The organism is Gemmatimonadaceae bacterium (assembly GCA_020852815.1).
In the GTDB taxonomy this organism is placed as follows: domain Bacteria; phylum Gemmatimonadota; class Gemmatimonadetes; order Gemmatimonadales; family Gemmatimonadaceae; genus SCN-70-22.
The window spans coordinates 93,392-118,120 of record JADZAN010000047.1 but is presented as its reverse complement, the minus strand read 5'-3'; the positions used below and the strand labels follow the sequence as shown (position 1 = coordinate 118,120).

The following is a 24,729-nucleotide window of genomic DNA, read 5'->3' as shown; positions in this document are numbered from 1 at the left end:
CGCCCACGCTAACGCAGCATCAAGACCGAGCGATCCCACCCGGAAACGCGTAGTTTCGGAGCTCCCCCGAAGCCCACCATCCACGCCGCCGGTCGACGTGATTGCTGCACACCAGTCCCGCCATTTGCTCGTGACGGCGAGCGTCGCCGCCGCGTTCGCCGCAACGTTCGCCACAACGCTCGCCACAACGCTCGCCGTCACGCTCGCCGTCGCGGCAGCCGCACCCACGCCCGTCCAGGCGCAACGCGCGGCCCCCACGCCACCCGATCGCGCGCGACCGTCGACCGCGCCTCACACGACCGGCCGCACCGCCGATCGCACGTCCGAGCGCACGTCCGAGCGCACGTCCGATCGCACCGCGCGCGACGGGCGCCGAGAGCTGGTCGCCGTCCCAACCGCCGGCGCGATCCGCATCGACGGAACGCTCGACGACGACACGTGGCGCAACAACGCCCCCTCCTCCGACTTCGTCCAGAGCGAACCACTCAACGGGGAGCCCGCCACCGAGCGAACGGAAGTCTGGGTCGCCTTCGACGACGACTACCTCTACATCGCCGCACACCTGCACGACTCGCAGCCGGGCCGGCCGATCGTCACCGACATCAAGAAGGACTTCAAGGAAGAGGACCAGGACGACTTCGAGGTCCTGCTCGACACCTTTGGGGACCGGCGCAACGGCTACGTCTTCAGCACCAACGTCGAGGGGGCGCGCCACGACCGGCAGGTAGCACTCGAAGGGCGCGAGGTGAACCAGAGCTGGGATGCCGTCTGGGAGGTGCGCACGCGACAGGTGGACGACGGCTGGACCGCGGAGTTCCGCATCCCGTTTCGTGCCCTGCGCTTCGACAAGGCATCGCAGCAGCCGTGGGGAGTGAACTTCTCGCGCCACATTCGCCGCAAGAACGAGGTGGTCTTCTGGTCGGCGGTCCCGCGCGCCTTCAACCTCAATCGCGTCTCGCTCGCCGGGAACCTGGTCGGGCTGCGCGTGGGGAGCGCCGGTCGCGACCTGCGCGTGAAGCCCTACCTCGCCGAAACCACCGTGCGACCGCTCGGCACCACGGCGGCCCCCGCGCCGCGATTCTCGAACGACCTGAACGTCGGCGCCGACATCAAGGCGGCGCTCACCCCCGGGCTCACGCTCGACGTCACGCTCAACCCCGACTTCGGCCAGGCCGAGGCCGACGAGCAGCAGGTGAACCTCACGCAGTTCTCCCTCTTCCTCCCGGAGAAGCGCGACTTCTTTCTCGAGAACTCGGGCGTGTTCTACATCGGCGATGCCGCGCGCAACAACCGCGTGAACACCGTCCCGACGCCGGACGAGGACAACCTCCTCTTCTTCTCGCGCCGCATCGGGCTCTCGGGTGCCGGCGTCCAGGTGCCGATCGACGGCGGATTGCGGCTGACGGGGAAGCTCACCGAGTCATCGCGGCTCGGCATCCTGTCCATCAACGAACGAGGCGACGACCGCAACCCGCGCGCCAACTCCAGCGTCTTCCGCTTCCGCCAGAACCTCGGGCGCATCGGCAACGACCTCGGGTTCTTCGCCATGCAACGCATCAACCTCGGCGGCCCCGACACCGGCATCGTGCGCCAGCGCGGCGACTACTTCAACCGTGTGTACGGCATCGACAACAACCTGCGCCTCTTTCGCACGCTGGACTGGAACTCCTACGCCGTCCGCACCGACGCCACGAACGGCGCCGATGGCGGCTACGCCTGGCGCTCAACCATCAATCGCGAAGGGAACTTCCTGCACGTGAAGGGGGGCGTCATGCAACTCGGCCCCGGTTTCCAGAACGACCTCGGGTACTATCGACGCACCGACGTCCGCAAGTACATCCTCGATACCGGGCTGCGCCCACGCTCCGCGTGGCTCCGCGCACACACCATCCGCGAGTTCCACCCGCACGTGGTGTGGGACTACCAGGAAGACCTGAAGACGGGCGACATGGTGTCGAAGAACCTGCACACCGGCTGGTCTGCCTTCTTCAACAACGGCGCCGTCATCGAACTCTCGGCAAACCCCAGGTTCAACCGACTCACGGCGCCGCTGCGGCCAAACGCGAAGATGGCCGAGCCGCTCGCCCCCGGCGGCTACGGCTGGACCGACTGGCAGGTGTACATCGTGAGCGACCAGAGCCGCCCCATCTCCACCGACACGCGCATCATCTGGGGTGGGCTCTACTCCGGGACGCAGCGCACCATCAACGGCTCGGTCACCCTGCGCGCTGGGTATCGCATGCGGGCCACGCTCGGGATGCAGCGTACCTCGGCGCAGCTCGACCGCCCCAACGTGGCGTTCGTCAACAACCTGCTCACGGCGAAGGTGAACTACTCGTTCACGACGAACATGTTCATCGACGCGCTGTCACAGTACGACGAGGTGACGAAGCAGTTCAACGCGAACGTGCGCTTCAACCTGATCCACCATCCGCTCAGCGACCTCTTCATCGTCTACAACGACCAGCGGATCATCACCCCCGACGCACCGATCCCCGGGCGCGCGCTGATCGTGAAGTTCACGCAGATGCTGGCATTCTAGCGGGCATCACGTCGATGGTCGCCGCCCAGCCGGGCGCGAGCTGCACGCGCGCCCCGCACACCATGCCGGTGCGGGGCGCGCGGTAGCCGTGCCCGGGCCTAACGCGAACCGGCGAACTCCTCGAACCGCTGGTTCCCCACGCGATACAGCTGCCAATCCTTGTAGTCGAAGTGCCACCATTCGGCTTCGTACACGCGGAATCCCTCCGCCTCCATGGCGGCGCGCAGGATCTCGCGCAGCGCACGCTGCCGGGACGTCCCGCCCGGATACTCGGGATACGAGCGGTCCGACATCTCGTCGTAGCCGCCCGTGGTGACCACCGGCTCCCCCGTGCGCAGGTCGTACATCGTGAGGTCGACCGCACAGCCGCGGTTGTGTCGCGAGCCGCGGCTCGGATCGGCGACGAACTGGTGCTTGTCGACGGGGGTCCCGTCCCAGAACATCTTCGTCACGTACCACGGCCGGTATCCGTCGTGGATCAGGAGGCCGTAGCCTGACGCCTTGAGCCGCTGGTGCGCGCGCGCCAGCGCTTCGGCCGCGGGGCGCTGCAGGAAGGCGCGCGCCTGCGTGTAGACCGGGACGCTCAGGAAGTTGCGGTCGGTCGCATAACGAACGTCGAGCCGGATGGTCGAGTCCAACTGCACGAGCTCCACCAGGTCGCTGGCGCGGAACGTCCCCTGCTCCACCGGCGGCGATGCGGCGAGCGCCGCGGCGCGAAGCTCGTCCACCGGGCGCTCGGGGGTGATGCGGAAGACATCGCCATCCTCACCCACCCACGTCCGGCGCTTGAACGTCACGCTCGCCGCGACCACCTGCGTGGCGCGCCCCTTCGCATCACGCGTGAAGACCAATCGCTCTCCCGCATACAATCCGCTGTTAGGGAGGGCGTACACGTCGTCCGAGATGCGCGTGAGCGGGTACTCGAAGAACCACTCGATCAGCGCCGTGAGGCGCCCGCCCTTCTCGAGAACGTACAGGACGTTGTGGTCCCATCCGTACTCACCCACCAGCCCGCGCCACGCGACCGGCGGCAGCGCGGGAAGTCCCTTCGTCCCTGCACGCCGCGCGTAGGCCACGCCGTCGATCATCAGCGCGCTGCCGCGACGCCAGACGCGCGTCCCATACGACATCCCGTCGTCGGCGATCAGCGTGTCGCCGCGCCACGTCCGCAGCCCCATCGGGTGGTCGATCGCCGTCGACGACAGCGTCACCGTCGAGTCGCGCGACACCACGTCCACCACCGTCGTGCCGCGTGCGTACGTCCCCGCGATGGCCCGCGCCGCCGCCAGCGACGGCTGGCCGTTCACCACGACCGGCGCCAGCGCGCGCTTGTGTCGCATGGCCAGCATCAGCCGCAACGCCTCCTCGGCGATGCGCGTGGTGAGTGCGTTCATCCCGTCCTTGGATGCGCTCACCGCCACGCCGAGCTTCTCGTCAGGCAGCGCCGCGAGCTCCGTTGCAAAACCGTAGATCGCCCCGCCATGGCTCACCATGCGACGCCCCTCGAAGCGGGACAGCTGGAAGCCCAGCCCGGCCCCCTCCCTCGCCCCCGCGCGCGCGAACTGCGGACGCCACATCGACTCCAGCGTCTCGCGGCGCACCACGTCACCCCCGGGACCGCGACCGCCCGCGAACAGGACGCTCATGAAGCGCCCGAGGTCGGGCATCGTGCTGTACATGCTCCCCGCCGGCGACATCCCGAGCTGAAACGTCGGCGCCTCGAACGATCGCTGGTGCAGCGTCCACATCTCGCCCTTCGCCAGGCGCGACACCAGCGCTGGTTCCGGCTCGAACGCGCTCGTGCCGAGCCCGAGTCGCTGCAGCACGTTGGTCTTGAGGTACGTCGCGAACGGCTGGCTCCCCTGGCGCTCCAGCACGTACCCTACCACCGCAATGCCGGCGTTGGAGTGCTTGCGCCTCGTCTCCGGCGGATAGACGAGCGACGTCCCGTTGAGCGAGGCCACCGTCGCCGCCAGCGACGTCCCGCTGTCGTCGAAGTAGTGTCCCGCCGGCGGCTCGCGCACGAGCCCCGAGTAGTGCGACATCAACTGGCGCAGCGTGATGGCCTTGCCTGACGAGTTGCGCGGCGCGAAGTCCGGCACGTAGCGCTGCACCGGCGCGTCGAGGTCGATCGCCCCCCGCTCCACCAGCTGCATCACGCCCAGGTCGGTGAAGAGCTTCGACACCGAGCCCACGCGATACACCGTGTTGGCGTCGGCGGCGCGATGCGTCGCGGGATCCTCCTCCCCGAAACCGGCCGACCAGACGATGCGCTGGTCGTCGACCAGGGCCACGCTGAGCGCACGGATCCCCTTCGCCACGCGCTCGCGTTCGATGAACGCCGACAGGGCGCGCGCCACCGGCTCGTACGACGCCTCCGGCCCGATCGCCGCCGGTCGCGCCACAGGCTGCGCCAGGTCGGCGCGTCCCCCCGCCGTAACGGCGAGCAGCGCCGCGGCCAGCGATGCGGAGCGCCAGTGCCGCGCCGTCCTGCGCGCGTCGCTGCACTCCCTCGTTATGCCCAGCCATTCCCGCACGCAATGCATGACCAACCTCGAGTTCGGGTTCACCCCGGCGAAGTTGCCCGCGCCAGGCGCTCGCAGCCACAAGGGCCCGCACCCGCACGTTCGCGGATGCGAGCCCCTGTCATTCCATCCGGTACGGTTCAGCCGCCGATATTCGGGTTGTTCAGTCGCTCCACGTCGGGCAACGGGAGGCACTTGTTGTTGCCGTACGTGCCACCGCCGTTCGGGAACGCCGCACCAGCCGCCGGCTTGAGCGGAATGTTGAAGCGATTGATATCGAACAGGCGCTGCCCTTCCAGGAACAGCTCGCGACGACGCTCCTCCTGGACCTGCGCCGCGATCGCCGCCGCGTCGGTCGACTGGAACGGCGGGAGGTTCACCCCCGCACGGGCGCGCAACGCGTTGATGATGTTGACCGCCGTTTGGCCACCCGCGGCCTCAGCCTGGATGAGACGGGCCTCGCGCCACGTTGCGATGGGAAGCGGATCGGTGAGCGCCTTGTACTTCTGCTGCGACCACAGGCGCACCGACGGCATCGACGCGCCACGCCCCGCATCCACCACCGGGACGCGCGGATCGGCGACACCGTTCACGGTCTGGTTGCGGAACTGTGAATCGACGGTGACGGTCCCGTTGGTGTTGTTGAATCGGAAGATGCGGTTCTCGGCACGCGTCGCGGCGGCGGTGGTGCGGGCGTTGAAGATGAAGCCGTCAGGGACAAGCGCCGCGTCGGCCGCCGCCTCGGCCTTCTTCCCCTGGTCCAGGCGCGCGCGGGCACGGCCGACCAGCGCCATGTTCTTCACGTCGGACGGAACGCCCGCCGCGTCGATGGCCTTCGTGAACCGCTGTTCCGCCAGCGCGAACACCGCCGCCGGCTGCATCTCCGGGCCAAGGTCGAAGGCCGCCGAACAGAACATCTCCCCCATCATGATGTAGGAGTAGCCGGCGTAGGCCGACGAACGCGCGAGCAGCGCCGCGCGGTCCGTGACCTCGGCGTCCGTCCACTTCTCCAGCAGCTTGATCGCCTGGTCGGCCTGGAAGCGCGCCGTCGACACCGGCGTGTAGGTGCCGAAGCCGTTGCAGCCGCCAGTCGAGTAGAGCGACGTGGACGGGAAGTTCGTGCGACGATCGATGTCCCACGTGGCGGCATTCGCCTGCGAGTCCGAGAACTCGTCACCGAGCGTTGCGCCTGTAAGGATGAAGTTGCCGTACGCGCACTCGAAGTCGGCAATCGCGCCCGCCACCAGCACTGGCGCGTTGGACGGGACAAGGAGCGTCGACTCGAGGATGCGGCTCGGGGCGTCGGCCTCGAGCAGGGTGCTGCACGCAGTCAGGACTCCGCTGCCGAACGAGGCGGCCACCAAGGCCGCGCCGGTCCGGGCGATCCGCCGCGCGCTCGAAAAGGAGCGATGGGTCTTCATGCGATTTCTCCTGGCATGTCGGGCGGAAGGGATCAGAACGTGAGTGAGAGCGAGAACATCACCTGCGCGAGCGGTGGCACCTGCGCCTGTTCGGTGCGGGCAAACTGCTCGAGCGAGAAGAAGTTCTCCGGATCCGTCCCACCGTACGACGTCCACAGCGCCAGGTTGCGCCCCGACAACGTGAGCGTCCCGGTGCGCGCCCCCACCAGTTGCACCCAGCGGGGCGCCATGGTGTAGGCGAGCGAGACTTCGCGCAGGCGCGTGAAGCTCGCGTCCTGGTAGATCCAGTGGCGAAGGATGTTCGACGACTGGATCTGCGCCACGTAGACCGGATCGTACTTGTCCGGCTCGAGGTTGCCGAGACACTGCTGGAACACCTGGCAGCGCGCACGATCGTTGTTGTTCAGGATGCGATTGCCACCCTTGAAGTCGAACTGCGCGTACACGCGCCACGCACGATACAGCGTAAACGTCGAGTTGAACGATCCCTCGAGGCTCGGGTCGGGCCGGCCGATGTAGACGCGCGGCGCGTTAGGCTGTCCCGCCGACGTGAGGCACGCGATGGTGCCACCCTTGCCATCGTCGCACATCATGTTGATCGCGCGCTTTGACACGGGATCGTAGGCGGCCGACACAACCTTGAGGTCGTAGTACGAAGCCACCGGCTTCCCGACAATGTGGCGCTGGGCGCCCACCTGGATGAACTTGTTCCCGTTCTGGTCCAGCGCCAGCGGCAAGTCGCCCAGGTCCGTGACCTGGTTGTCGTTCTTCGAGATGTTGAAGCCGAAGTCGAGATTGAAGCGGTTGCTCGAGTACGCGTTGAAGCGCGACGCAAGCTCGACCCCCTGACTCTGGATCCCGCCAATGTTGATGAAGCGCGACCCCGAGAATCCCGACGATGGCGACACGGACTGCGACAGGATGCCATCGCTCGTGTTGCGACGATAGAACGTGAGGTCGGCGCTGAGGCGCTCGTTGAAGAAGGCGCCGTCGAAGCCGAACTCCACTTCGGTCCCGCGCTCGGGCTTGAGGTTCGGGTTGCCGAGCGACTGCGGCGTCACCGCCGAGCCACCGTCGCCGCCGGTCGTCGCCGAGTAGGTGCGCAGCGCGGAGTTGACCGCCGGCTGCTGCCCCGTCTGGCCGTAGGCGGCGCGCAGCTTGAGCTGGTTGATCCAGCTCACCTTGAACCACGGCTCCTCGTTGATGACCCAGGTCCCGGCAACCTTCGGGTAGGTCGTCCACGAGAAGTCCTCGCCGAACGCCGAGTTGTTGTCGACCCGGAGTGCCGCCGTCACGTACATCCGGTCGTTCAGGTTGAACTGTTCCTGGCCGTAGAAGCCCAGCGTTGAGTTCTCGAAGAAGTCCTCGCCGCCAAACGTCGTGGCCGCGGCGTCGACGAGCGTCAGTCCGCCCGCCGGGAACCCTTCACCGCGCGCTGCCAGTGCGTAGGTCTGGCGCTTGAAGTACTGCGCCCCAAACGACGTCGACGTCTGGAAGCCGAAGAGGACCTTCTTCAGCGTCGCGGCGTAGTCGACCGAGGTGACCGCCAGCTCGCGACGACGAGTAAGCTTGGTCCCGTTCTGGTCGGTGGGGTTGCCGAAGAACTGGCGGAAGAATGGCCCCATCCGCTGCGTCTGGTTGACGTTGTTCTCACCCGTGAAGTCGTTGCCGACGATGAGGCGCTGCGACAGCCACGTCCCGAGGCGATGGTTGAACTGGATCGACCCGGTGGTGCGCTTCACGTCCTGGTACTGCTTGAACGCCCCCCAGAATGCCTCTGGCGGCGCCGAGTAGTAGCCGCGACGCAGCTTCTCGGCGTCGGTCACCGGCGTCTGGCCGAAGTAGAGCGAGAACCATGCGCCACCGCCCGCCTCGAGCGGGACGTTGATGCGCCCCTGCGTCGTGTTGAACGACGCCTGGATGTCCAACGACTTGTACGGCGAGACCGAGATGTTCCCCGCCCCGCTCCATCGCCACAGGTGGTTGGTCGGCTCGATCCCCTTGTCGTTGTCGTAGGTGCCGCTGAAGTTGTAGCGGACGATGTCCGTCCCACCGTTGATCCCGGTGTTGTAGCTCTGCGAGAGGCCCGTGCGGAACAGCTCCTCGCCGCGCGCCGCCTCCACCGCCACCGGATTCCACGCCGAGATCGATCCGTCGGCCAGGCGGCGATACGTCCTGCCGATGCGCCCCTCGGCGCCCTGGAACCAGTTGTTGCCAAGTCGCGTGTTGAGCGACGTCACCGCGCGCCCTGCTTTCCCGCGCTTGGTCACGATCTGGATGACGCCGTTGTTCGCCTCTGTCCCGTACAGCGTGGCCGCCGACGGGCCCTTGATCACCTCGATGCTCTCGATGTTCTCGGGATCGAGGTCGTTGAGGCGCGAGATGACGCCTGACGAGAAGAACTGCGACTGCGGCCCCTGCGACACGTCGTTGGGGACGCGAATGCCGTCGATGTAGATCAGCGGCTGGTCGCTCAGTGACAGCGACGCGGCGCCACGCACGCGAATGCGCGGCCCCGAGCCCACGGCGCCCGATCCGCCCATCAGGACCACGCCCGGCGCACGCCCGTTGATGAGGCCGGAGACGTCCGGTGACGGGGCGATCTGCTGGACCGTCGCGGCGTCGACCTTGGTCACGGAGTTGCCGATCGCGCGCTTCTCGACCGGCTCCGCCGTTCCGGTGATGACCAGCTCGCTCAGCGTCGCCACCTGCTCGGTGATGGTGATGCGCACGTCGGTCTGCCCTACGCGCACCACCTGCGTCGTTGGCTTGTACCCGATGCGTCGCACCGTAAGCGTGACTTGCGCCCCACTGAGCCCGGTGATGCGGAAGCCGCCGCTCGCATCGGTCATCGCGCCCTGGCTCGCGCCTTCGACGGCGAGCTGGACGCCGTCAACGCCGCGCAGCGTGCGGGCGTCGACCACGGTGCCGGCAACCACGCCGGTGGCCTGTGCGCCCAGGACGGGCGGGCGCGCCGGAACGAGCGCGATTGCCGCGATGAGAGCCAGGGTCCAGCGTCGCGCGAAACGCACCCCGGGTGATGGACCGGCCCGCTGCGTCAGACAGTCACGCGTCATGTAGCGCCTCCACAAGCGTTTGGGGGGAATCATCGCCCGAGGGGGTGGTTCCGCGGGCGGGCGTGCAGGTACGCGAAAGTGTATACAAATAAGGACGTCCCAACGTTGAGGACCGGGCGTCGAGCCGTCAACACGATTTTTCCCGGACTCCGCAAAGGGGGCCGGCATCCACCTCCCGGGCCGCTACCGGTTCCCGCCCGGGGAGGCGCCGCGACGCCAGCCGTAGTACGCGGGGACCCCCAGCAGGACCACGCCAATACCGATCGCCGACTGCGTCGGTTGCTCGATGATCGTGTTGAGCACGATGGCGGCTGCGGCCAGGACGAACAAGAGCGGGGTGAACGGATAGCCAGGGACGCGGAAGGGGCGCGGCGCGTTGGGTTGCTTGATGCGTAACGCAATCACGGCGGCCGCCCCCAGCGCGTAGAAAATCCACCCCACGAAGACCACGTACGTGAGCAGCTGCTCGAACGTCCCCGTCAAGGCGAGGATCGCGGCCCAGGCGCAACTCGCGATGATGGCCAGTGCCGGCGTTCCGAAGCGCGGATGCACCTCCGCCAGGCGCTTGAAGAAGAGGCCGTCCTGCGCCATGGCGAAATAGACACGCGGCGCGGTGATCACGGTGGCGTGCGCGGCGCTGTACATCGAGATGATGATCGCCAGCGCGATCGCGCTCCCGGCGGCCGGCCCCAGCACCTGCGCCACCGCTTCACTCGCCACGCGCTCCGACGCCGCCACGCGCTCGGGACCGAGGGCCGCGAGATAGCCGAAGTTCGCCAGCAGGTAGATCGCGATGAGCGCCGTGGTACCCAGGGCAATGGCGCGAGGGAGCGCGCGCTGCGGGTTGGTCGACTCCGCGGCCACGAACGTCACGTACTGCCACCCCTCATAGGCCCAGAGGACCGAGATGATCGACAGGCCGACGGCGCTGAACTGCGGGGTGACCGGAGCCGCCGGCGCTTCGTTCCCGGTTCCCAGGGCGAAGAACAGCGCGCTCATGGCAAGAATGGCGAGCACCTTGATCCCGGTCGCGACGTTCTGCACCGACGCACTCTCGCGCGTCCCGCGCACGTTGATCACTGCCATCATCGCGATGAGCGCGGTCGAGATGACCTTCCTGGCAATGGGCGACAGCTCGGCGAATTGCCCCATGTAGTTCGCCGCCGCCACCGCCAGCGTCGCGATGGTCCCCGTCCCGATCACGAAGAAGAGCGTCCACCCGTACAGGAACGCCGGCAATGGCCCGAAGCCGTCGCGGATGTACGAGTACAGCCCGCCGGAGCCGCGCTCCATCGCTCCCAGTTCGCCGTAGGAGAGGGCGCCGAGCAGCGAGAGGATCCCGCCCACGAGCCAGACCGAGCTGGCAACCGGCACCGACCCGCCGCTCAGCTTGAGGACCGACGACGGGACGAGGAAGATCCCGCTCCCGATGACGTTGCCGATGACGAGCAGCGTGAGGTCGGTGGTGCCTAACGTGCGCTTGAGCGAAGTCGACATGGCGAGCGGGCGATGGATGGGGATGCGAGCGCGGTAGCTTACGGGCGCAACCGGAGGGCGGTAAGGGGCCCCATCCGCGGCGTCGCTATCCGTCGAGCGACTGCAGGTCTTCGGGGGTATCCACGTCGCGCGGCGCGTCGGCATCGACGGGGATGCGCAGCACGCGATCGCCCATGGCGACCAGCAGGTCACGCGCCCCCATGTCACCCTCCAGTGCTTGCAGCCGCCGGCGCATGCTGGCGTCGAACAGGACGGGATTGCCGCGCCCATCGCGATACATCGGCACGACCGCCGCGGCGTTGGAGTCGCGCCACGTCTCGCCCAGCGCGCGCACCACCGCGGCATCGATGAACGGTTGATCGGCGAGCGCGACGACGAAGGCGTCCACCTCGTCGGGGAGCGCGGCAACGCCGAGTGCGAGCGACGCGCTCATTCCGTCCGATGGCGCCGGGTTCACCACGACGTCGGCGTCGGTCCCCGCGAGCGCGGCACGCACGCCGTCGCCCGGCGCTGGGGCGACGACGACGACGCAGGCGACGCCCGCCAGCCGCAAACGGTCCACGACGTGTCGCACGAGGGCGATCCCCCGCACCTCGGCCAGCACCTTGTCGCCACCGAACCGCTCACCGCGCCCCGCCGCCAGCACCACGGCGCCTATCATGCGGCGTCCGGCCCCGGGTGCGCGCGACGGAACAGGTGCACCGCGGCGTGCATCACCGTCAGCGGGAGGCGCACGCAGTTCATGCGCATCTGCGGGATGCGGGCGTCGAGCGATCGCATGATGTCATCGACCACGAGCGTCTCCACTTCATCGAGTGGCGCATTGCGCACGAGTTCCGTCAGCATCGACGCGGACGCGACGCAGATGGCGCAGGCGTTTGCCGTGAACCGGGCATCGCGCACGATTCCCTCCTCGAGCAGCAGCGCGATCCGCACGCGGTCGCCGCAGAGCGGATTGGCCCCCTCCTCGGTGATCGTCGCATTCGACAGGGCTCCCTGGTTGCGGGGATGCCGAAAGTGATCGATGAGGACCGGACCATACGGAGAGCCCATCGCTACTCCACCGCGCCGCGCTGGCGCGCCTGGCGATAGGGAGGGAATCGGAACGCCATGTCCCGCGTAAGAAAGCCGCCGTGCCCCAGCGACGCCAGATCGCGCGCGCCCAGGCGCTCGCCCGCGAGGAAGCGGGGGAGGAGGAGGTCGAAGATCGTCGCCTGGGAGAAGAGCCCGCAGGCGGGCATGCCGATGACGGGGACGTCGCCCACGCGCGCCAACCAGACGAGCGACCCCGGATGCGCGGGGACGCCGTGCCGTTCGATGGTCGCCCCCATGCGCGCGAGCGCCTCGAAGGCCGGATCGAGCGGGTCCATCGGGCGCGAGCCGGCGAGGGCGACCACGCGCGCCCCCGCCGCCAACACCTGCGCGATGCCCGCGGCAATCGCGTCGCTCGCCGCCGCGACGAAGGCCGGCGGCTGCAGGGTGGAACCGAACCAGGCGACCTTCTCGCCCAGCGCCTCCTCGAAGCGTGCCATGGCCCGGGTCCCTAACGACTCCTGCACCACGGCCCCGACCACGGCGGGGAGGAACGGCCGCACGGTGACCACGCCGCCAGCTGCACGCGCCGCCGCCTCGCCGCGCCCGAGCGTGGCGGCATCGATCGCGAAGGGGACGATCTTGGCGCGCGCAACGACTTCCCCATCGTCCACCACCTGCCCATCGAAGAGGGTGTAGACACACAGCCCCTCGACGAGGTTCACGGCATCGAGGGCGTCGCGGTGGACGGCGAGGATGCCGCGATGCGTCGCCTCGAGCGGCCATGCGCCGGCCGCGAGCGCCCCCACGCGCACCCCGCCCCCCGCCGCCGCCCGCGCCAGGCGCCCGCCCGCCTCGCCCTCATGCACATCGTCCGCATCCAGGGCCAGCAGGTGCAACTCCTCCCACGGCAGCCCGGACAGCCGGTCGACTGCAGCGTTGTCGAGTCGGCTCCCCTTGTGGAGCGCGATGCGCCCCTCGGCGTCGCGCACGTCGTGCGCGAGCACACAGCCGCTCGGAGGCGCGCTCCCATCGCGAGCGCGCACATGACGGACGACCCTCACGCGTCGCTGGAACTCCCCGCGTTGCGGCTGGCGGTGTCCGGCGCGACCGCGCCCTCGCCCCCGCCGCCAGACCGCGGCGCGCGGTCGCGCATCGCGCCGCCGCCCCGGCCGCGCTCCACCGCCAGCGCCTCGGCCAGCGCGCTGAGCGCAATCTCCGCCGCACTGCGCGCGCCGATGTCGAGCCCCACGGGAATCCGCACCCGCGAGAGTTGCAGCTGCGGCACCCCCTGTTCGGCCAGGAAGTCCAGCATCGCCTTTCCCCGGCGCACGCTCCCCAGGCAGCCCACGTAGGCGGCGTCGCTCTCCAGCACCGCCCGCAACACCGGGAGATCGTACTTGTAGTCGTGCGACAGGAGTACAACGAAGGAATGCCTGCCGAGCGGGAGGCGGGCGGCGATCTCGGACGGCATGCCCACGATCAGCTCGTCGGCGGTGGGAAAGCGCTCGCGCGTGGCAAAGCGCTCGCGCCCATCGACCACCACGGTGCGCAACCCCAGCACGCGCGCCATCTCCACCAGCGGCATCGCCACGTGCGTGGCCCCGAAGACCACCAGCGTGCCGGGCGGCGCGTGCAACTCGAAGTACAGCCGCGCCGTCCCCGACGGGAGCGTCACGTCGCTCGTTCCCGATCGCCCGCGCGTGAAGTACTCGACGCTTGCCCCCATGGCCGCCGCATCGAGCGCGGGATCGCCCAGTGTCCCGGCGCGCTGCCCGCGCTCGAAGACCACGAGGCGGTCTGCGCTGCCATCGAGCGGCGTCGCGATCACCACGCGGCGCCCAGCCTCCACCTCGTCGCGCGCCACGCGCATGGCACGGGAGATCGAGTCGTCTGAGGCATCGCCGTTGACCGGCTCGATGAGCACCTCGATGGAACCGCCGCACGTCATTCCCAGCGCCCAGGCATCCTCGTCGCCTAACGACATCCGGAGGACGGTCGGCTTTCCCTCCGCCAGGACGCGCGCCGACTCCTCGATGACGCGCGCATCGACGCAGCCCCCGATCGTCACCGCGCCGACGATCGCCCCGGAAGCATCGACCCACATCTTGGCACCGGCCTCCTTGGGCGACGTCCCCTCGGTTGCGATGAGCGTCGCGACCGCCGCCGGGCCAGTCGGGATGGAACGCGAATCAGCCATGGCAACAAGATGACGGCGAATGGCCCGGCGGGCGAGTGGGAATCACTGGCCGGCGCCCGCGCGCGATCGAACCGCCCTACAGCGCCAGGTGACGAATCAGGCGCTGCAGCGCCTCCAGGTTGTGCCCCGGCGCCAGCAGGTCGATGTGCGGGAGCGCCGCCTGCATCCCCCGTGTATCCGGCGTGAAGTCGGCCCCGCCCATCAGCGGGTTGAGCCAGATGACGCGCCCCGAGCGCCGATGCAGCGCCTGCATCGCGTCCGACAACAGCGCCGGGTCGCCCACGTCCCATCCATCGCTGAGGATGACGACGATCGTGCGCCGATCGACCAGCTTGGGATAGCGGTCCAGGAAGCCGCGGATCGACGCCCCGATACGCGTCCCGCCGGAGAAGTCCTGCACCTCGCGCCCAAGGTCGCGCAGCGACTCGCGATAGCGCACGCCGCGCAGGAGCGGCGTCAGGCGGCTGAGCCGTGTGGCGAAGGCAAAGGTCTCCACGCGAGCAAAGGTGTTCTGCAGCGCATGCAGGAACTGCAGCAGGAAACGCGCATACAGCTCCATCGATCCCGAGACGTCGCAGAGCGCAACGAGCGACGTGCGCCGCACCTTGCGCACGCGCCGCTCCAGCGCGATGGGGTTGCCGCCGGTGCGCAGCGACGCGCGCACGGTGCGGCGCAAGTCGATGCGGCGACCGCGACGCGACGCCTTCCAGCGCCGACTGCGCCGGAGCGAGAGCCGGCGCGCGATGCGTCGCGCCAGCGCGCGAAACGCCTCATCGTCCTCGGCGGCGTAGTGCGAGAAGTCGCGAGCCACCAGCGATTCGTTGTCGCTGGCGGCGCGCACGGTGATCGAGTCGCCGGCGTCGCCGTCGGACGGCTTCATCCAGTTCTGCAGCGAGACGGTGGGCGGCCGCGCGGGAGCCGGCGCCGGAGGCTTCACCATCTCGCGTCGCGGACCGGGGAGCGGGATGGGAGCCGGCAGCCCGCGCTCGATGCTCCACACCTCGCGGAATGCCTCGTCGAAGGCGTCGAAGTCCTCGCGCCGGTGAATCAGGACGCTGCGCAGGGCGAGGCGCACCTCGTCGCGATCGGCAATGTCCACTACTCCCAGCGCCCGCACGCCATCGATCGACTCCGCCGGCGTCGCCACGATGCCGCGGTCTCGCAGCGTGCGGCACAGCGTGACGACCGCTGCCAGGAGGTCGGCCGGCGCGGTGTCGCCGGGCGCGTGCGCAACGGCGCGCTCGTCAGGCACCGTGCACCCTAACCGGCGAAAGATGCCATGGCCTGCAGGGCGCCGCCCTGCAGCTCGCGCTCCATGCGCTGGAAGTCGCCGTCGTCCTTGAGGAAGCACCCCATCGTCTCGCGCACGACCTCCTCGTCCAGGTGGTCGGCGTGCAGCGCCACGAGCGCCGCCGCCCAGTCGAGCGATTCGGCGATCCCCGGATGCTTGGTGAGGCGCATCTTGCGCAACGCCTGCACGACTCCCGTGATCTCGCGCGCCAGCTGCTCGCCGAGCCCGGGCACCTTGGTGCGCACGATGCGCAGCTCCTTCTCGAAGGAGGGGTAGTCGATCCAGAGGTACAGACAACGACGGCGCAGCGCCTCGGAAAGCTCGCGCGTGCGGTTCGAGGTGAGCACGACGGTCGGGCGCGCCTCGGCGCGAATGGTCCCCAACTCGGGAATGGTGACCTGGAAGTCGGAGAGGATCTCGAGGAGGAAGGCCTCGAACTCCTCATCGCTGCGGTCCACCTCGTCGATGAGGAGCACCGGCGGCTTGCCATGGTGCGTGATTGCGGCCAGCAGCGGGCGCTTGAGGAGGAATGCCTCGCTGAAGAGCGTCGCCTCCTGCTCGGCCATCGACGCGGTGGACGATTCTCCAAGCTTGATGTGCAGGAGCTGCCGCTGGTAGTTCCATTCGTACAGCGCCGTCGTCGCGTCGAGCCCCTCGTAGCATTGCAGCCGGATGAGGTCTGCGCCCAGCGTCTGCGCCAGCACCTTCGCAATCTCGGTCTTTCCCACGCCGGGATGCCCCTCGACCAGGAGCGGCTTGCCAAGGGCGGTGGCGAGGAAGACCGACGTGGCGATCTGCCGGTCGGTGATGTAGGCCTCGCGCTCCATCACGTCCTGGATCCTGCGAATCTCGTCGTTCACCGCCTCGACTCCCGGCTCAAGCGTTCGCGTGCGCTGACTCGCCCTCGTACACCGTTGGGAACCAACTCCACCGCCGGCGATGGGAAGCACCGGCAGCGCCCGCGCCCAGTACCGCGCAACGTGTAACGAGTGAGTCACGTTCGTCGCGCCGCATTGGTGGCTGCCCTCGCTGTATCACATTTCGACCCGAAGTGTAACGGGATTCTCTCGCTCCCACGCGGTGTTGTCCACCCACGCCGCTCCCCACGCCATGACTCACGACTGCGCCGACATGCTGTCGTTCCGACTCTCCACCGCGATTGCCGCGGCGGTCCTCCAGTTCGCCGTCACGCCGCGCGCCCACGCCCAGGCTGCGTCCGACTCCGGCACCACGTCCGGTGCGCGTCCCGCGCGCGCGGCGGCCGCCGACTCGGTGAAGGGGGCGACGGCGGCGAAGGGGGCGCCTGCGCCAGGCCCCGCGCCCTCGGCACAGGGAGGGCACGCCGCGCCGCGTCCGTGGTACGAACGCCTGTCGCTCCGCGGCTACGCGCAGGTGCGCTACAACCGCCTGCTCGAGACCAACCCGGGATTGAACTGCTCGCAGTGCGATCGCTCCATCGGCAACAACGGGGGGATCTTCCTGCGACGTGGGCGACTCGTCCTCTCGGGCGACATTCACCCACGGCTCTCCATCTACGTCCAGCCCGACTACGGAGCCGATGCCGCGGGCACGCTGCACTACTTGCAGCTGCGCGATGCGTACTTCGACCTCTCCCTCGACACGAAGCGGGAGCACCGCCTGCGCATTGGCCAGAGCAAGGTCCCGTTTGGCTTCGAGAACCTGCAGTCGTCGCAGAACCGCCTCCCGCTCGACCGCAACGACGCGCTCAACAGCGCCCTCCCTAACGAGCGCGACATGGGCGTCACCTACTACTGGGCGAGCACCACGGCGCGCCAGCGATTCAGGATCCTCGTCGACAGCGGCCTCAAGGGAAGTGGCGACTATGGCGTCTTCGGTTTCGGCGTCATGAACGGGCAGACGGCCAATCGCCCCGAGGCCAACAACTCGCTGCACCAGGTCGTGCGGCTGTCGTATCCCTTCCGCCTGCGCAACGGACAGTTCGTCGAGGCGGGGATCCAGGCGTACAACGGGCGCTTCGTGCTCCCCACCAAGTCGGCCAACGTGCGATCGCTCCCCGAGTACCAGGACGATCGCGTGGCGCTCTCGTTCACCTGGTACGCCCAACCGTTCGGCCTCGTGGCCGAGTACAACTGGGGGAAGGGCCCCGAGTTCGTGGCCAGCACGCAGTCGATCGACGACCGGTCGCTGCAGGGCGGCTTTGTGCAGTCTATGTACCGCTGGCGCACGCACGGCCAGGTGATCCAGCCATTCGCGCGGCTGCAGGGCTACCACGGCGGCAAGAAGCTGGAGCAGGACGCGCGTCACTACGAGGTCCACGAGGTCGAGGGAGGGGTCGAATGGCTTCCCTTCGGCAACTTCGAACTCACCGCGCAGTACACCATCTCCGACCGCGTCTTCGAGGACGCCGCCACCATCGGCAACCGGCAGAAAGGGCGCTTTCTCAGGGTGCAGGCGCAGTTCAACTACTAGAGGCGGAGGGGAGTTCAGGCGCGTGAGGTGCGAGGGGGGATGAGCGAGGATAGGTTGTCGACGAGTGATCAGTGCTTCACTCGCCGAGCATCGGCCAAGCATCGACGACCGACGCGCATTCGCGTGGCGCCCAGCGCCGCGCACTCCCGTCCCCCGTCTCCCGTCTCCCGTCTCCCGTCTCGCTCTTCCCATGTCCCTCACTCTCAACGAGACCTTTCGCGTCGCGGCCTCGCCCGATCGCGTCTGGCAGTTCCTGAAGAACCCCGCCGAGGTGGTGACATGCCTCCCGGGCGCCGAGCTGACGGGGACGATCGACGCGCAGAGCTACGCCGGGCGCGTGAAGGTGAAGGTGGGGCCGATCACGGCTGCCTACGCGGGCAAGGCGACGCTCGCCCAGGTCGACGACGCGTTGCGCCGGATGCAGATCATCGCCGAGGGGAAGGAGAGCGGCGGCCCGGGCTCCGCGCGCATGACGATGACGGGTCAGGTCAGCGCGCTCGCCGACGGGACGAGCGAGGTCAGCGTCGATGCGGCCATCGAGATTGCCGGGCGCGTGATGCAGTTTGGCCGCGGGCTCATCGAGTCGGTGAACAAGCAGCTATTCAGGCAGTTTGCCGACTCGGTGCGTTCCAGACTCGAGGCCGCGCACGCGAGTGAGGCGGGCGCGGCGGCAGCGCATCCGCCAGCCGCAACCCGCGAGGGCGCCACCCCCCTCGTCGCCGGCGAGGACGCATTCCCGGGTGAGCCGGTGGACGAACAGGCGGCATCGGCTCCCGCTGCCGGGTCGTCGCGCCCCCTCTCCCGAGCGCCGACCGGGAGTACCCCGATCGTGGCGCCCGCTCCCCCGCCCCCCGCCGTCGCCAAGGGGAACGAGCTGCGAGCGCTGCCGCTGCTCTGGAAAGTCTTCGTGTCCTGGCTGTCGGGGCTGTTCGGCGGGAAGCGTTAGGCAGTCGCGCGATTGCCACGCGTCGCCTCGAGCGAGGCGACGCGCGTGGCTCTCGCCCCTCGGACACCGGCACGCCCCACGAGGGCGCGCCCGGTGACCGCATGTCGACGACGGGTCCTACTGAGCCGAGGCGAGCGCGCGTCTCGCCGCTCGCCTCACAAACACGCAGGCAAGATTCGCCTTGTATGCCGCGGTTCCAAGCGAGTCGTCGACGAACACCAGGCCGTCGGCGCCACGTGCCGCTGCGGCATCGACGGTGGCATTCGTCGCCGCCTTGCCCGTGAGCGCGGCCTCTACTGCCGTCAGGCGCATGGCCCTGGGCCCCAACCCCGTCATGCCGACGCGCGCAGACGACACGCTGCCGCCCCTCACCTGCAACTGCACGGCGATTCCCACGATGGCGTAGCCGGACGCGGGGTCGGGGTGCTTTTCGTAGGCGCCACCGCTCCCCGTGCCCGGTGCGGGGACCCGTACCTGGGTCAGCATCTCCCCGGGACGCATGGCCGTGGAAAAGACATCCGTGAAGAAGTCGTCGGCGGCGATGGTGCGCTCCCCGCGGCTTCCCGTCACCACGAGCGTGGCGCCGAGCGCCAGCATCGCCGCCGGCAGGTCGGCCGCCGGATCGGCATGGGCCAGCGATCCGCCAATCGTCCCCATGTTGCGTATGAGGGGGTCACCAATATGCGATGCCACCTCGGCGAGCAGTGGAGCCTTGGCCCTGATCACCGCCGAGGCTGCGACGTCGGCGTGGCGGGCCGCCGCGCCCACATGCACTTCGCTGCCGGCATCGGTGATGGCCGTGAGCCCAGGGATGCGGGTGATGTCGATGAGGTGCGCCGGTTGGGCGAAGCGGAGCTTCATCACCGGGATGAGGGAGTGCCCGCCGGCGAGAAGCTTCGCATCGTCGCCGTACTGCGCCAGCTTGGCGAGCGCATCCTGGACGCTCGTCGCGGTGTGGTATTCGAAGGATGCCGGATACATGGTCAGTTCCCCCCCTTCGCCGCGTGAATGGCCGACCAGATCTTCGGGGCGGTGAGCGGCATGTCGAGGTGGGTGATGCCGAAGGGTGAGAGGGCGTCGATGACGGCGTTGGCGACGGCGGCGGTGGAGGCGATCGTCCCCGCCTCGCCGGCCCCCTTCACGCCTAACGGGTTCACCGGCGACGGGGTCACGGTGCGATCGGTCTCGAAGTTCGGCAGGAACTCCGCCTTGGGGAGCGCGTAGCTCATCATGGAGCCGGTGAGGAGCTGGCCGCCCGAGTCGTACTGCGCCCCTTCCCACAGCGCCTGCGCCGCCCCCTGCGCGATCCCGCCGTGCAGCTGGCCGTCGACGATCATCGGATTGATGACGTTGCCGAAGTCGTCCACGGCGAGGTAGCGCTCGATGCGGACGCGCCCGGTATCCGGATCCACCTCGACGACCGCGATGTGGACACCGAACGGGAAGACGAAGTTCCCCGGGTTGAAGAAGGTGGTCGCCTCGAGCCCCGGCTCCATGTCGGCCGGGATGTTGTGCGCGAGATAGGCGGCGAGCGCCACCTCGCCGAAGCCCTTGGAGCGCGACGGCGACCCCTTCACGAAGTAGTTGCCGCTGGCGAAGTCGACGTCTTCGGGCGCCGCCTCCAGGAGGTGCGCGGCGATGCGCCGCCCCTTCTCCTTCACCTTCTGCAGCGAGTTGAAGAGCGCCGCGCCGCCAACCGCGCCGGAGCGCGAGCCGTAGGTCCCCATGCCGAAGGGGACGCGCCCGGTGTCGCCGTGCACCACCTCCACGTCGTCGATCGTGCAGCCGAGTTCCTGCGCCACGATCTGGGCGAAGGTCGTCTCGTGTCCCTGTCCGTGCGAGTGCGAGCCGGTGAGGACGGTGACCTTTCCTGTGGGATGAATGCGCACCACGCCCGACTCGTACAGCCCCGCCTGCGCACCTAACGACCCGACGATGTGCGACGGGGCGAGGCCGCAGGCCTCGATGTAGGCGGACATCCCGATCCCGAGGTACGTCCCCTGCCCGCGCGCCGCCGCCTGGCGGGCGCGGAGTCCCTTGTAGTCGGCGAGCTGCAGCGCCTTGTCCAGCGCCGGCTCGTAGTTGCCGCTGTCGTACTGCAGCGCCACCGCCGTCTGGAACGGGAAGCGGTCGGGCGCGACGAGGTTGCGTCGCCGCAACTCGGCCGGGTCGATACCCAGCTGCTGCGCCGCCACGTCCATCGTGCGCTCGAGGAGATAGGTCGCTTCCGGGCGCCCCGCGCCGCGATAGGCGTCGACCGGCGTGGTGTTCGTGTACACCGCCGTGACGTCGACGTGGATGGCGGGGATGTTGTACTGCCCGGAGAGGAGCGTCCCGTAGAGATACGTCGGGACGGCCGGCGCGAAGAGCGTGAGGTAGGCGCCGAGGTTGGCGATCGTCTTCACGCGCAGGGCGACGATCTTGCCCGCGGCATCGAAGGCCATCTCGACGTCGGTGTCGTGGTCGCGGCCGTGGGCGTCGGTCAGGTACGACTCGCTGCGCGTCGCCGTCCACTTGACCGGGCGTTGCAGCTGCCGAGCAGCCCAGGCCACCACGCACTCCTCGGGATAGACGAAGATCTTCGAGCCGAAACCGCCGCCGACGTCCGGGGCGATGACGCGGAACTTGTGCTCCGGCAACCCGAGAATGAACGCCCCCATGATGAGGCGGTGCACGTGCGGGTTCTGCGACGTCACGTACAGCGTGAGTTCGTCGGCCGCGGAATCGTAGCTGGCCAGCGAGGCGCGTGGCTCGATCGCGTTGGCGATCAGGCGTTGGTTCACGAGATGCGTCTTCACCACCGTGGCCGCGCCACCGATCGCGGCGTCCGTGGCCGCCGCATCGCCCAACGCCCACGTGAAGACCACGTTGCCCGGCACATCACCGTGCACCTGCGGCGCCCCCGACTTGAGCGCGGCCACCGCGTCGGCCACCGCGGGATGGTCGGTGTAGTCCACTTGCACCTGGTCGGCCGCGTCGCGCGCCAACTGCGGCGTGTCGGCGATCACCACCGCCACCGCATTCCCCACGTGCGACACCTTCCCCACCGCCAGCGCGCGGAACTCGGCGATCTTGATTCCCGGGTGCAGCCACCCGGGCGGGATCGGGTTCACGCCGCCCTGCTTGAGGTCCTCTCCCGTGAAGACGGCGTACACCCCGGGCATCGCCAGCGCCGCGCTGGCATCGATCGCGCCGATCGTGGCGCAGGCGTGCGGCGAGCGCACGAAGGCGGCGTACACCTGGCCGGGGAGCTTCACGTCATCGGTGTAGCGCCCCTTCCCCGTGATGAAGCGCTGGTCTTCCTTCCGTCGGATGCTCGCGCCAATCAGCGAGCCGCCCGGTTCGGCGGTCGTGGCCATGAATCCTCCTCAGTCCGCGGCGACGGCAGCGTTGCCGGCCATGGTGGACGCCGCCGACTGCACGGCTTTCACGATGTTGTGATAGCCAGTGCACCGGCACAGGTTTCCCTCGAGCGCGTGGCGAATCTCGTGCTCGCTCGGGTTGGGATTCCGCGCGAGCAGGTCGCAGCTCGACATGATCATCCCGGGCGTGCAGAAACCGCACTGGAGGCCGTGTGCCTCGCGAAACGCCGCCTGCAGCGGATGCAACTCGCCGTTAGCAGCGAGCCCCTCGATCGTCGTCACACTCGCGCCGTTGGCCTGCACCGCCAGCACGGTGCACGACTTGACACCGCGACCGTCGAGCAGGACCGTGCACGCGCCACACTGGCTCGTGTCGCAGCCGACGTGCGTGCCGGTGAGCCCGAGCACGTCGCGAAGGAAGTGCACGAGGAGCGTGCGCGGCTCGACCTCGCGCGCATACGCCCGCCCGTTCACCGTGATGGTGATCTCTGCCATGCTGTGACTCCGGAAGGAGAGGTGAATCGACCCGCGCGCGGACCGGTGTGACACGGGACGGCTAGCATGGCGAGCCATCGCGAACGCGTCAAGCAAAGACGCGCAAGGAGTCGTTATGCATCGTGGTATATATCGAACTCGCTGCAGCAGGAACGTGCGATGCATCTCGCACCTCATGCCGTGCGCCGCGAGCGCCTTCCGCCGCGGGCGCCTTGCGCCGCCGGTGCCTACGGCGCCGAGCCGGCCCCGGTCAGTTGGCGCTTGAGGCGCGGCGGCAGCCTGCGCGCGTTGTGCCTGAGCACTCGCCCCGGCCGCGCATCGGTCAGCGCACCGCCCGCGACCACGGCGACGCCATTCACCAGGACGTCACCGATACCGGTGGGATACTGGTGCGGCGAGGTGAACGTCGCGCGATCGGCGACCGTTGCGGCGTCGAACACCACCAGGTTCGCCGTCGCACCGGTGGCCACCACGCCGTATCCGGTGAGCCCGAGGCGTGCCGCCGGCATCGCGGTCATCTTGTGCACCGCCTGCTCCAGCGTGAGGAGCTTGACGTCGCGCACGTAGTGGCCGATGACGCGCGGGAAGGTGCCGTAGGCGCGCGGATGCGCCGCCCCCTCGCCGGGGACGGTCAGCCGACCGTCAGATGCAATCATCGTCTGCGGATGCTGCATGATCCGCTGCACGTCGCCTTCATCGATGACGTGGTAGATCATCGTGGCGCCCCCCTGGAGCACCCCTTCCACCACCAGCGGCGCCGCTCCCTCCGGCGTGGTGGGGACGCCGCGCTCGACGGCCCAGTCGTAGAGCGTCTTCCCTTCCAGCGCCGGCTTCCACTGGACGCGACCGAACTGCACGCGCCGTATGTCGCCGCCGCCGCGATCGTCGAGGAGGAGCGCCACGACGCCGCGCAGGATGCTGTCCTTGAGCACGGGGTCGCGCATGCGGCGGGCCAGCGCGCTATCGCCATCGGCGAGCGCCCAGGGCGGGATGAGGACCGACAGCCCGGTCTGGGACGCGGTATACGGATACTGGTCGATCATCACGTCGATCCCGGCGCGGCGCGCCGTGTCGACCATCGCCAGCGTTCGCACCGACTGCCCCCACATCTGCCGTCCCACCGCCTTGTGGTGCGTGAGGACGATGGGGATACGCGCCTCGCGCCCGATGCGGATCGCCTCGGCGACTCCGTCAAACAGCGCCAGCCCTTCCTCGCGCAGGTGGGAGGTGTAGATCCCACCGCGCGCCGCCGCCACGCGGGCCAGCGCCACCACCTCGTCGGTGCGCGAGTAGTAGCCGGGGATGTAGCGAAGCCCGGTGCTCAGCCCGAAGGCGCCGTCGCGCATCCCCTGGGCAACGAGCGACTGCATGCGGGAGAGCTCATCGGCGGTGGGGGCGCGATTCTCGAGCCCCATCACGCGCTCGCGGATGACGTTGTGCCCCACGAGGTAGGCCACATTGATCCCCAGCCCGGCGCGCTGCGCGCTGTCCATGTACGCCGCCAGCGGCAACGGGCTCCCCCCATCCGGCCCTCCGAGCGCGAGCGTCACGCCCTGCCGAACGGCACTCTCCGCCGACGGGATGCGAAGGAGCGGCTCCAGGTGCGCGTGGAGGTCGATGAAGCCCGGGGCCACGATGCGACCGGTGGCGTCGATGACCTGCTTCGCGCGCGACGGCGGGATCGGGGTGCGCGAGACGCGGACGATCGTCCCCCCGCGCACCGCCACGTCGCCCCGGAAGCGCGGCCGCCCGGTCCCGTCGATGACGGTCCCGCCGCGAATGAGGACGTCGTAGGTGGTCCCGCCCTGCGCGCCGAGCGGTCCGGCAGCCGCAAGGGCTCCCATGATGCTGCAGACCAGGGCGCCGACGGCCATCGACCGGCCGCGGATG

At 69.1% G+C, this 24,729-nt stretch carries 17 protein-coding genes; 3 read left to right on the top strand and 14 right to left on the bottom strand.

Annotated features, from left to right (window positions below):
* The first annotated feature begins 130 nt into the window (after window positions 1-130).
* A complete protein-coding gene (locus IT359_21695; GenBank protein ID MCC6931619.1) occupies window positions 131-2,542 on the top strand; it encodes a carbohydrate binding family 9 domain-containing protein in 2,412 nt (803 codons plus the stop codon).
* A gap of 98 nt (window positions 2,543-2,640) precedes the next feature.
* On the opposite strand, the gene IT359_21690 is transcribed toward IT359_21695, so the two are convergent.
* The 10 genes from IT359_21690 to IT359_21645 form a co-directional block, all read right to left on the bottom strand.
* Window positions 2,641-5,088 carry a serine hydrolase gene (locus IT359_21690; protein ID MCC6931618.1) on the bottom strand — a complete coding sequence of 816 codons (2,448 nt, stop codon included), beginning with the start codon at window positions 5,086-5,088 and terminating at the stop codon, window positions 2,641-2,643.
* A 119-nt stretch (window positions 5,089-5,207) separates the two neighbouring features.
* Complete coding sequence (locus tag IT359_21685; GenBank protein ID MCC6931617.1) at window positions 5,208-6,488, bottom strand: RagB/SusD family nutrient uptake outer membrane protein; 1,281 nt, start codon at window positions 6,486-6,488, stop codon at window positions 5,208-5,210.
* A gap of 32 nt (window positions 6,489-6,520) precedes the next feature.
* Window positions 6,521-9,565, bottom strand: coding sequence for a SusC/RagA family TonB-linked outer membrane protein (locus IT359_21680; GenBank protein MCC6931616.1), 3,045 nt, complete (start codon window positions 9,563-9,565; stop codon window positions 6,521-6,523).
* Window positions 9,566-9,748: 183 nt separating this feature from the next.
* On the bottom strand, window positions 9,749-11,062 hold the full coding sequence (locus tag IT359_21675; protein MCC6931615.1) for an amino acid permease: 1,314 nt from the start codon (window positions 11,060-11,062) through the stop codon (window positions 9,749-9,751).
* A gap of 85 nt (window positions 11,063-11,147) precedes the next feature.
* Entirely contained in the window at window positions 11,148-11,723 is a 576-nt protein-coding gene (locus IT359_21670) for a nucleotidyltransferase family protein (GenBank protein MCC6931614.1), read from the bottom strand.
* Complete coding sequence (locus IT359_21665) at window positions 11,720-12,115, bottom strand: iron-sulfur cluster assembly scaffold protein (protein ID MCC6931613.1); 396 nt, start codon at window positions 12,113-12,115, stop codon at window positions 11,720-11,722. The genes IT359_21670 and IT359_21665 overlap by 4 nt, the downstream gene beginning before the upstream one ends.
* A gap of 2 nt (window positions 12,116-12,117) precedes the next feature.
* Window positions 12,118-13,101: a hypothetical protein gene (locus IT359_21660; protein MCC6931612.1), complete on the bottom strand. Its 984-nt coding sequence runs from the start codon at window positions 13,099-13,101 to the stop codon at window positions 12,118-12,120.
* Window positions 13,102-13,154: 53 nt separating this feature from the next.
* A complete protein-coding gene (locus IT359_21655) occupies window positions 13,155-14,294 on the bottom strand; it encodes an XdhC family protein (GenBank protein MCC6931611.1) in 1,140 nt (379 codons plus the stop codon).
* A 76-nt stretch (window positions 14,295-14,370) separates the two neighbouring features.
* A complete protein-coding gene (locus IT359_21650) occupies window positions 14,371-15,546 on the bottom strand; it encodes a VWA domain-containing protein (protein MCC6931610.1) in 1,176 nt (391 codons plus the stop codon).
* An 8-nt stretch (window positions 15,547-15,554) separates the two neighbouring features.
* The gene (locus IT359_21645) at window positions 15,555-16,445 is read right to left on the bottom strand and encodes a MoxR family ATPase (protein MCC6931609.1); all 891 of its coding nucleotides are present in this window, start codon (window positions 16,443-16,445) and stop codon (window positions 15,555-15,557) included.
* Between the two features lie 250 nt (window positions 16,446-16,695).
* On the opposite strand from IT359_21645, the gene IT359_21640 reads away from it, so the two are divergent.
* Window positions 16,696-18,036, top strand: coding sequence for a porin (locus IT359_21640; GenBank protein MCC6931608.1), 1,341 nt, complete (start codon window positions 16,696-16,698; stop codon window positions 18,034-18,036).
* A gap of 190 nt (window positions 18,037-18,226) precedes the next feature.
* Entirely contained in the window at window positions 18,227-18,982 is a 756-nt protein-coding gene (locus tag IT359_21635) for an SRPBCC family protein (protein ID MCC6931607.1), read from the top strand.
* A 117-nt stretch (window positions 18,983-19,099) separates the two neighbouring features.
* Here the strand turns inward: IT359_21635 and IT359_21630 are convergent, their stop codons facing one another.
* From IT359_21630 to IT359_21615, 4 genes are all read right to left on the bottom strand, one after another.
* Window positions 19,100-19,963: a xanthine dehydrogenase family protein subunit M gene (locus IT359_21630; GenBank protein MCC6931606.1), complete on the bottom strand. Its 864-nt coding sequence runs from the start codon at window positions 19,961-19,963 to the stop codon at window positions 19,100-19,102.
* A gap of 2 nt (window positions 19,964-19,965) precedes the next feature.
* Window positions 19,966-22,341, bottom strand: a complete 2,376-nt coding sequence (locus IT359_21625) for a molybdopterin-dependent oxidoreductase (protein ID MCC6931605.1) — start codon at window positions 22,339-22,341, stop codon at window positions 19,966-19,968.
* 9 nt (window positions 22,342-22,350) lie between these two features.
* Entirely contained in the window at window positions 22,351-22,839 is a 489-nt protein-coding gene (locus IT359_21620; GenBank protein MCC6931604.1) for a (2Fe-2S)-binding protein, read from the bottom strand.
* A gap of 227 nt (window positions 22,840-23,066) precedes the next feature.
* Window positions 23,067-24,728, bottom strand: coding sequence for a D-aminoacylase (locus tag IT359_21615; GenBank protein MCC6931603.1), 1,662 nt, complete (start codon window positions 24,726-24,728; stop codon window positions 23,067-23,069).
* Between the last annotated feature and the right edge of the window lies 1 nt (window position 24,729).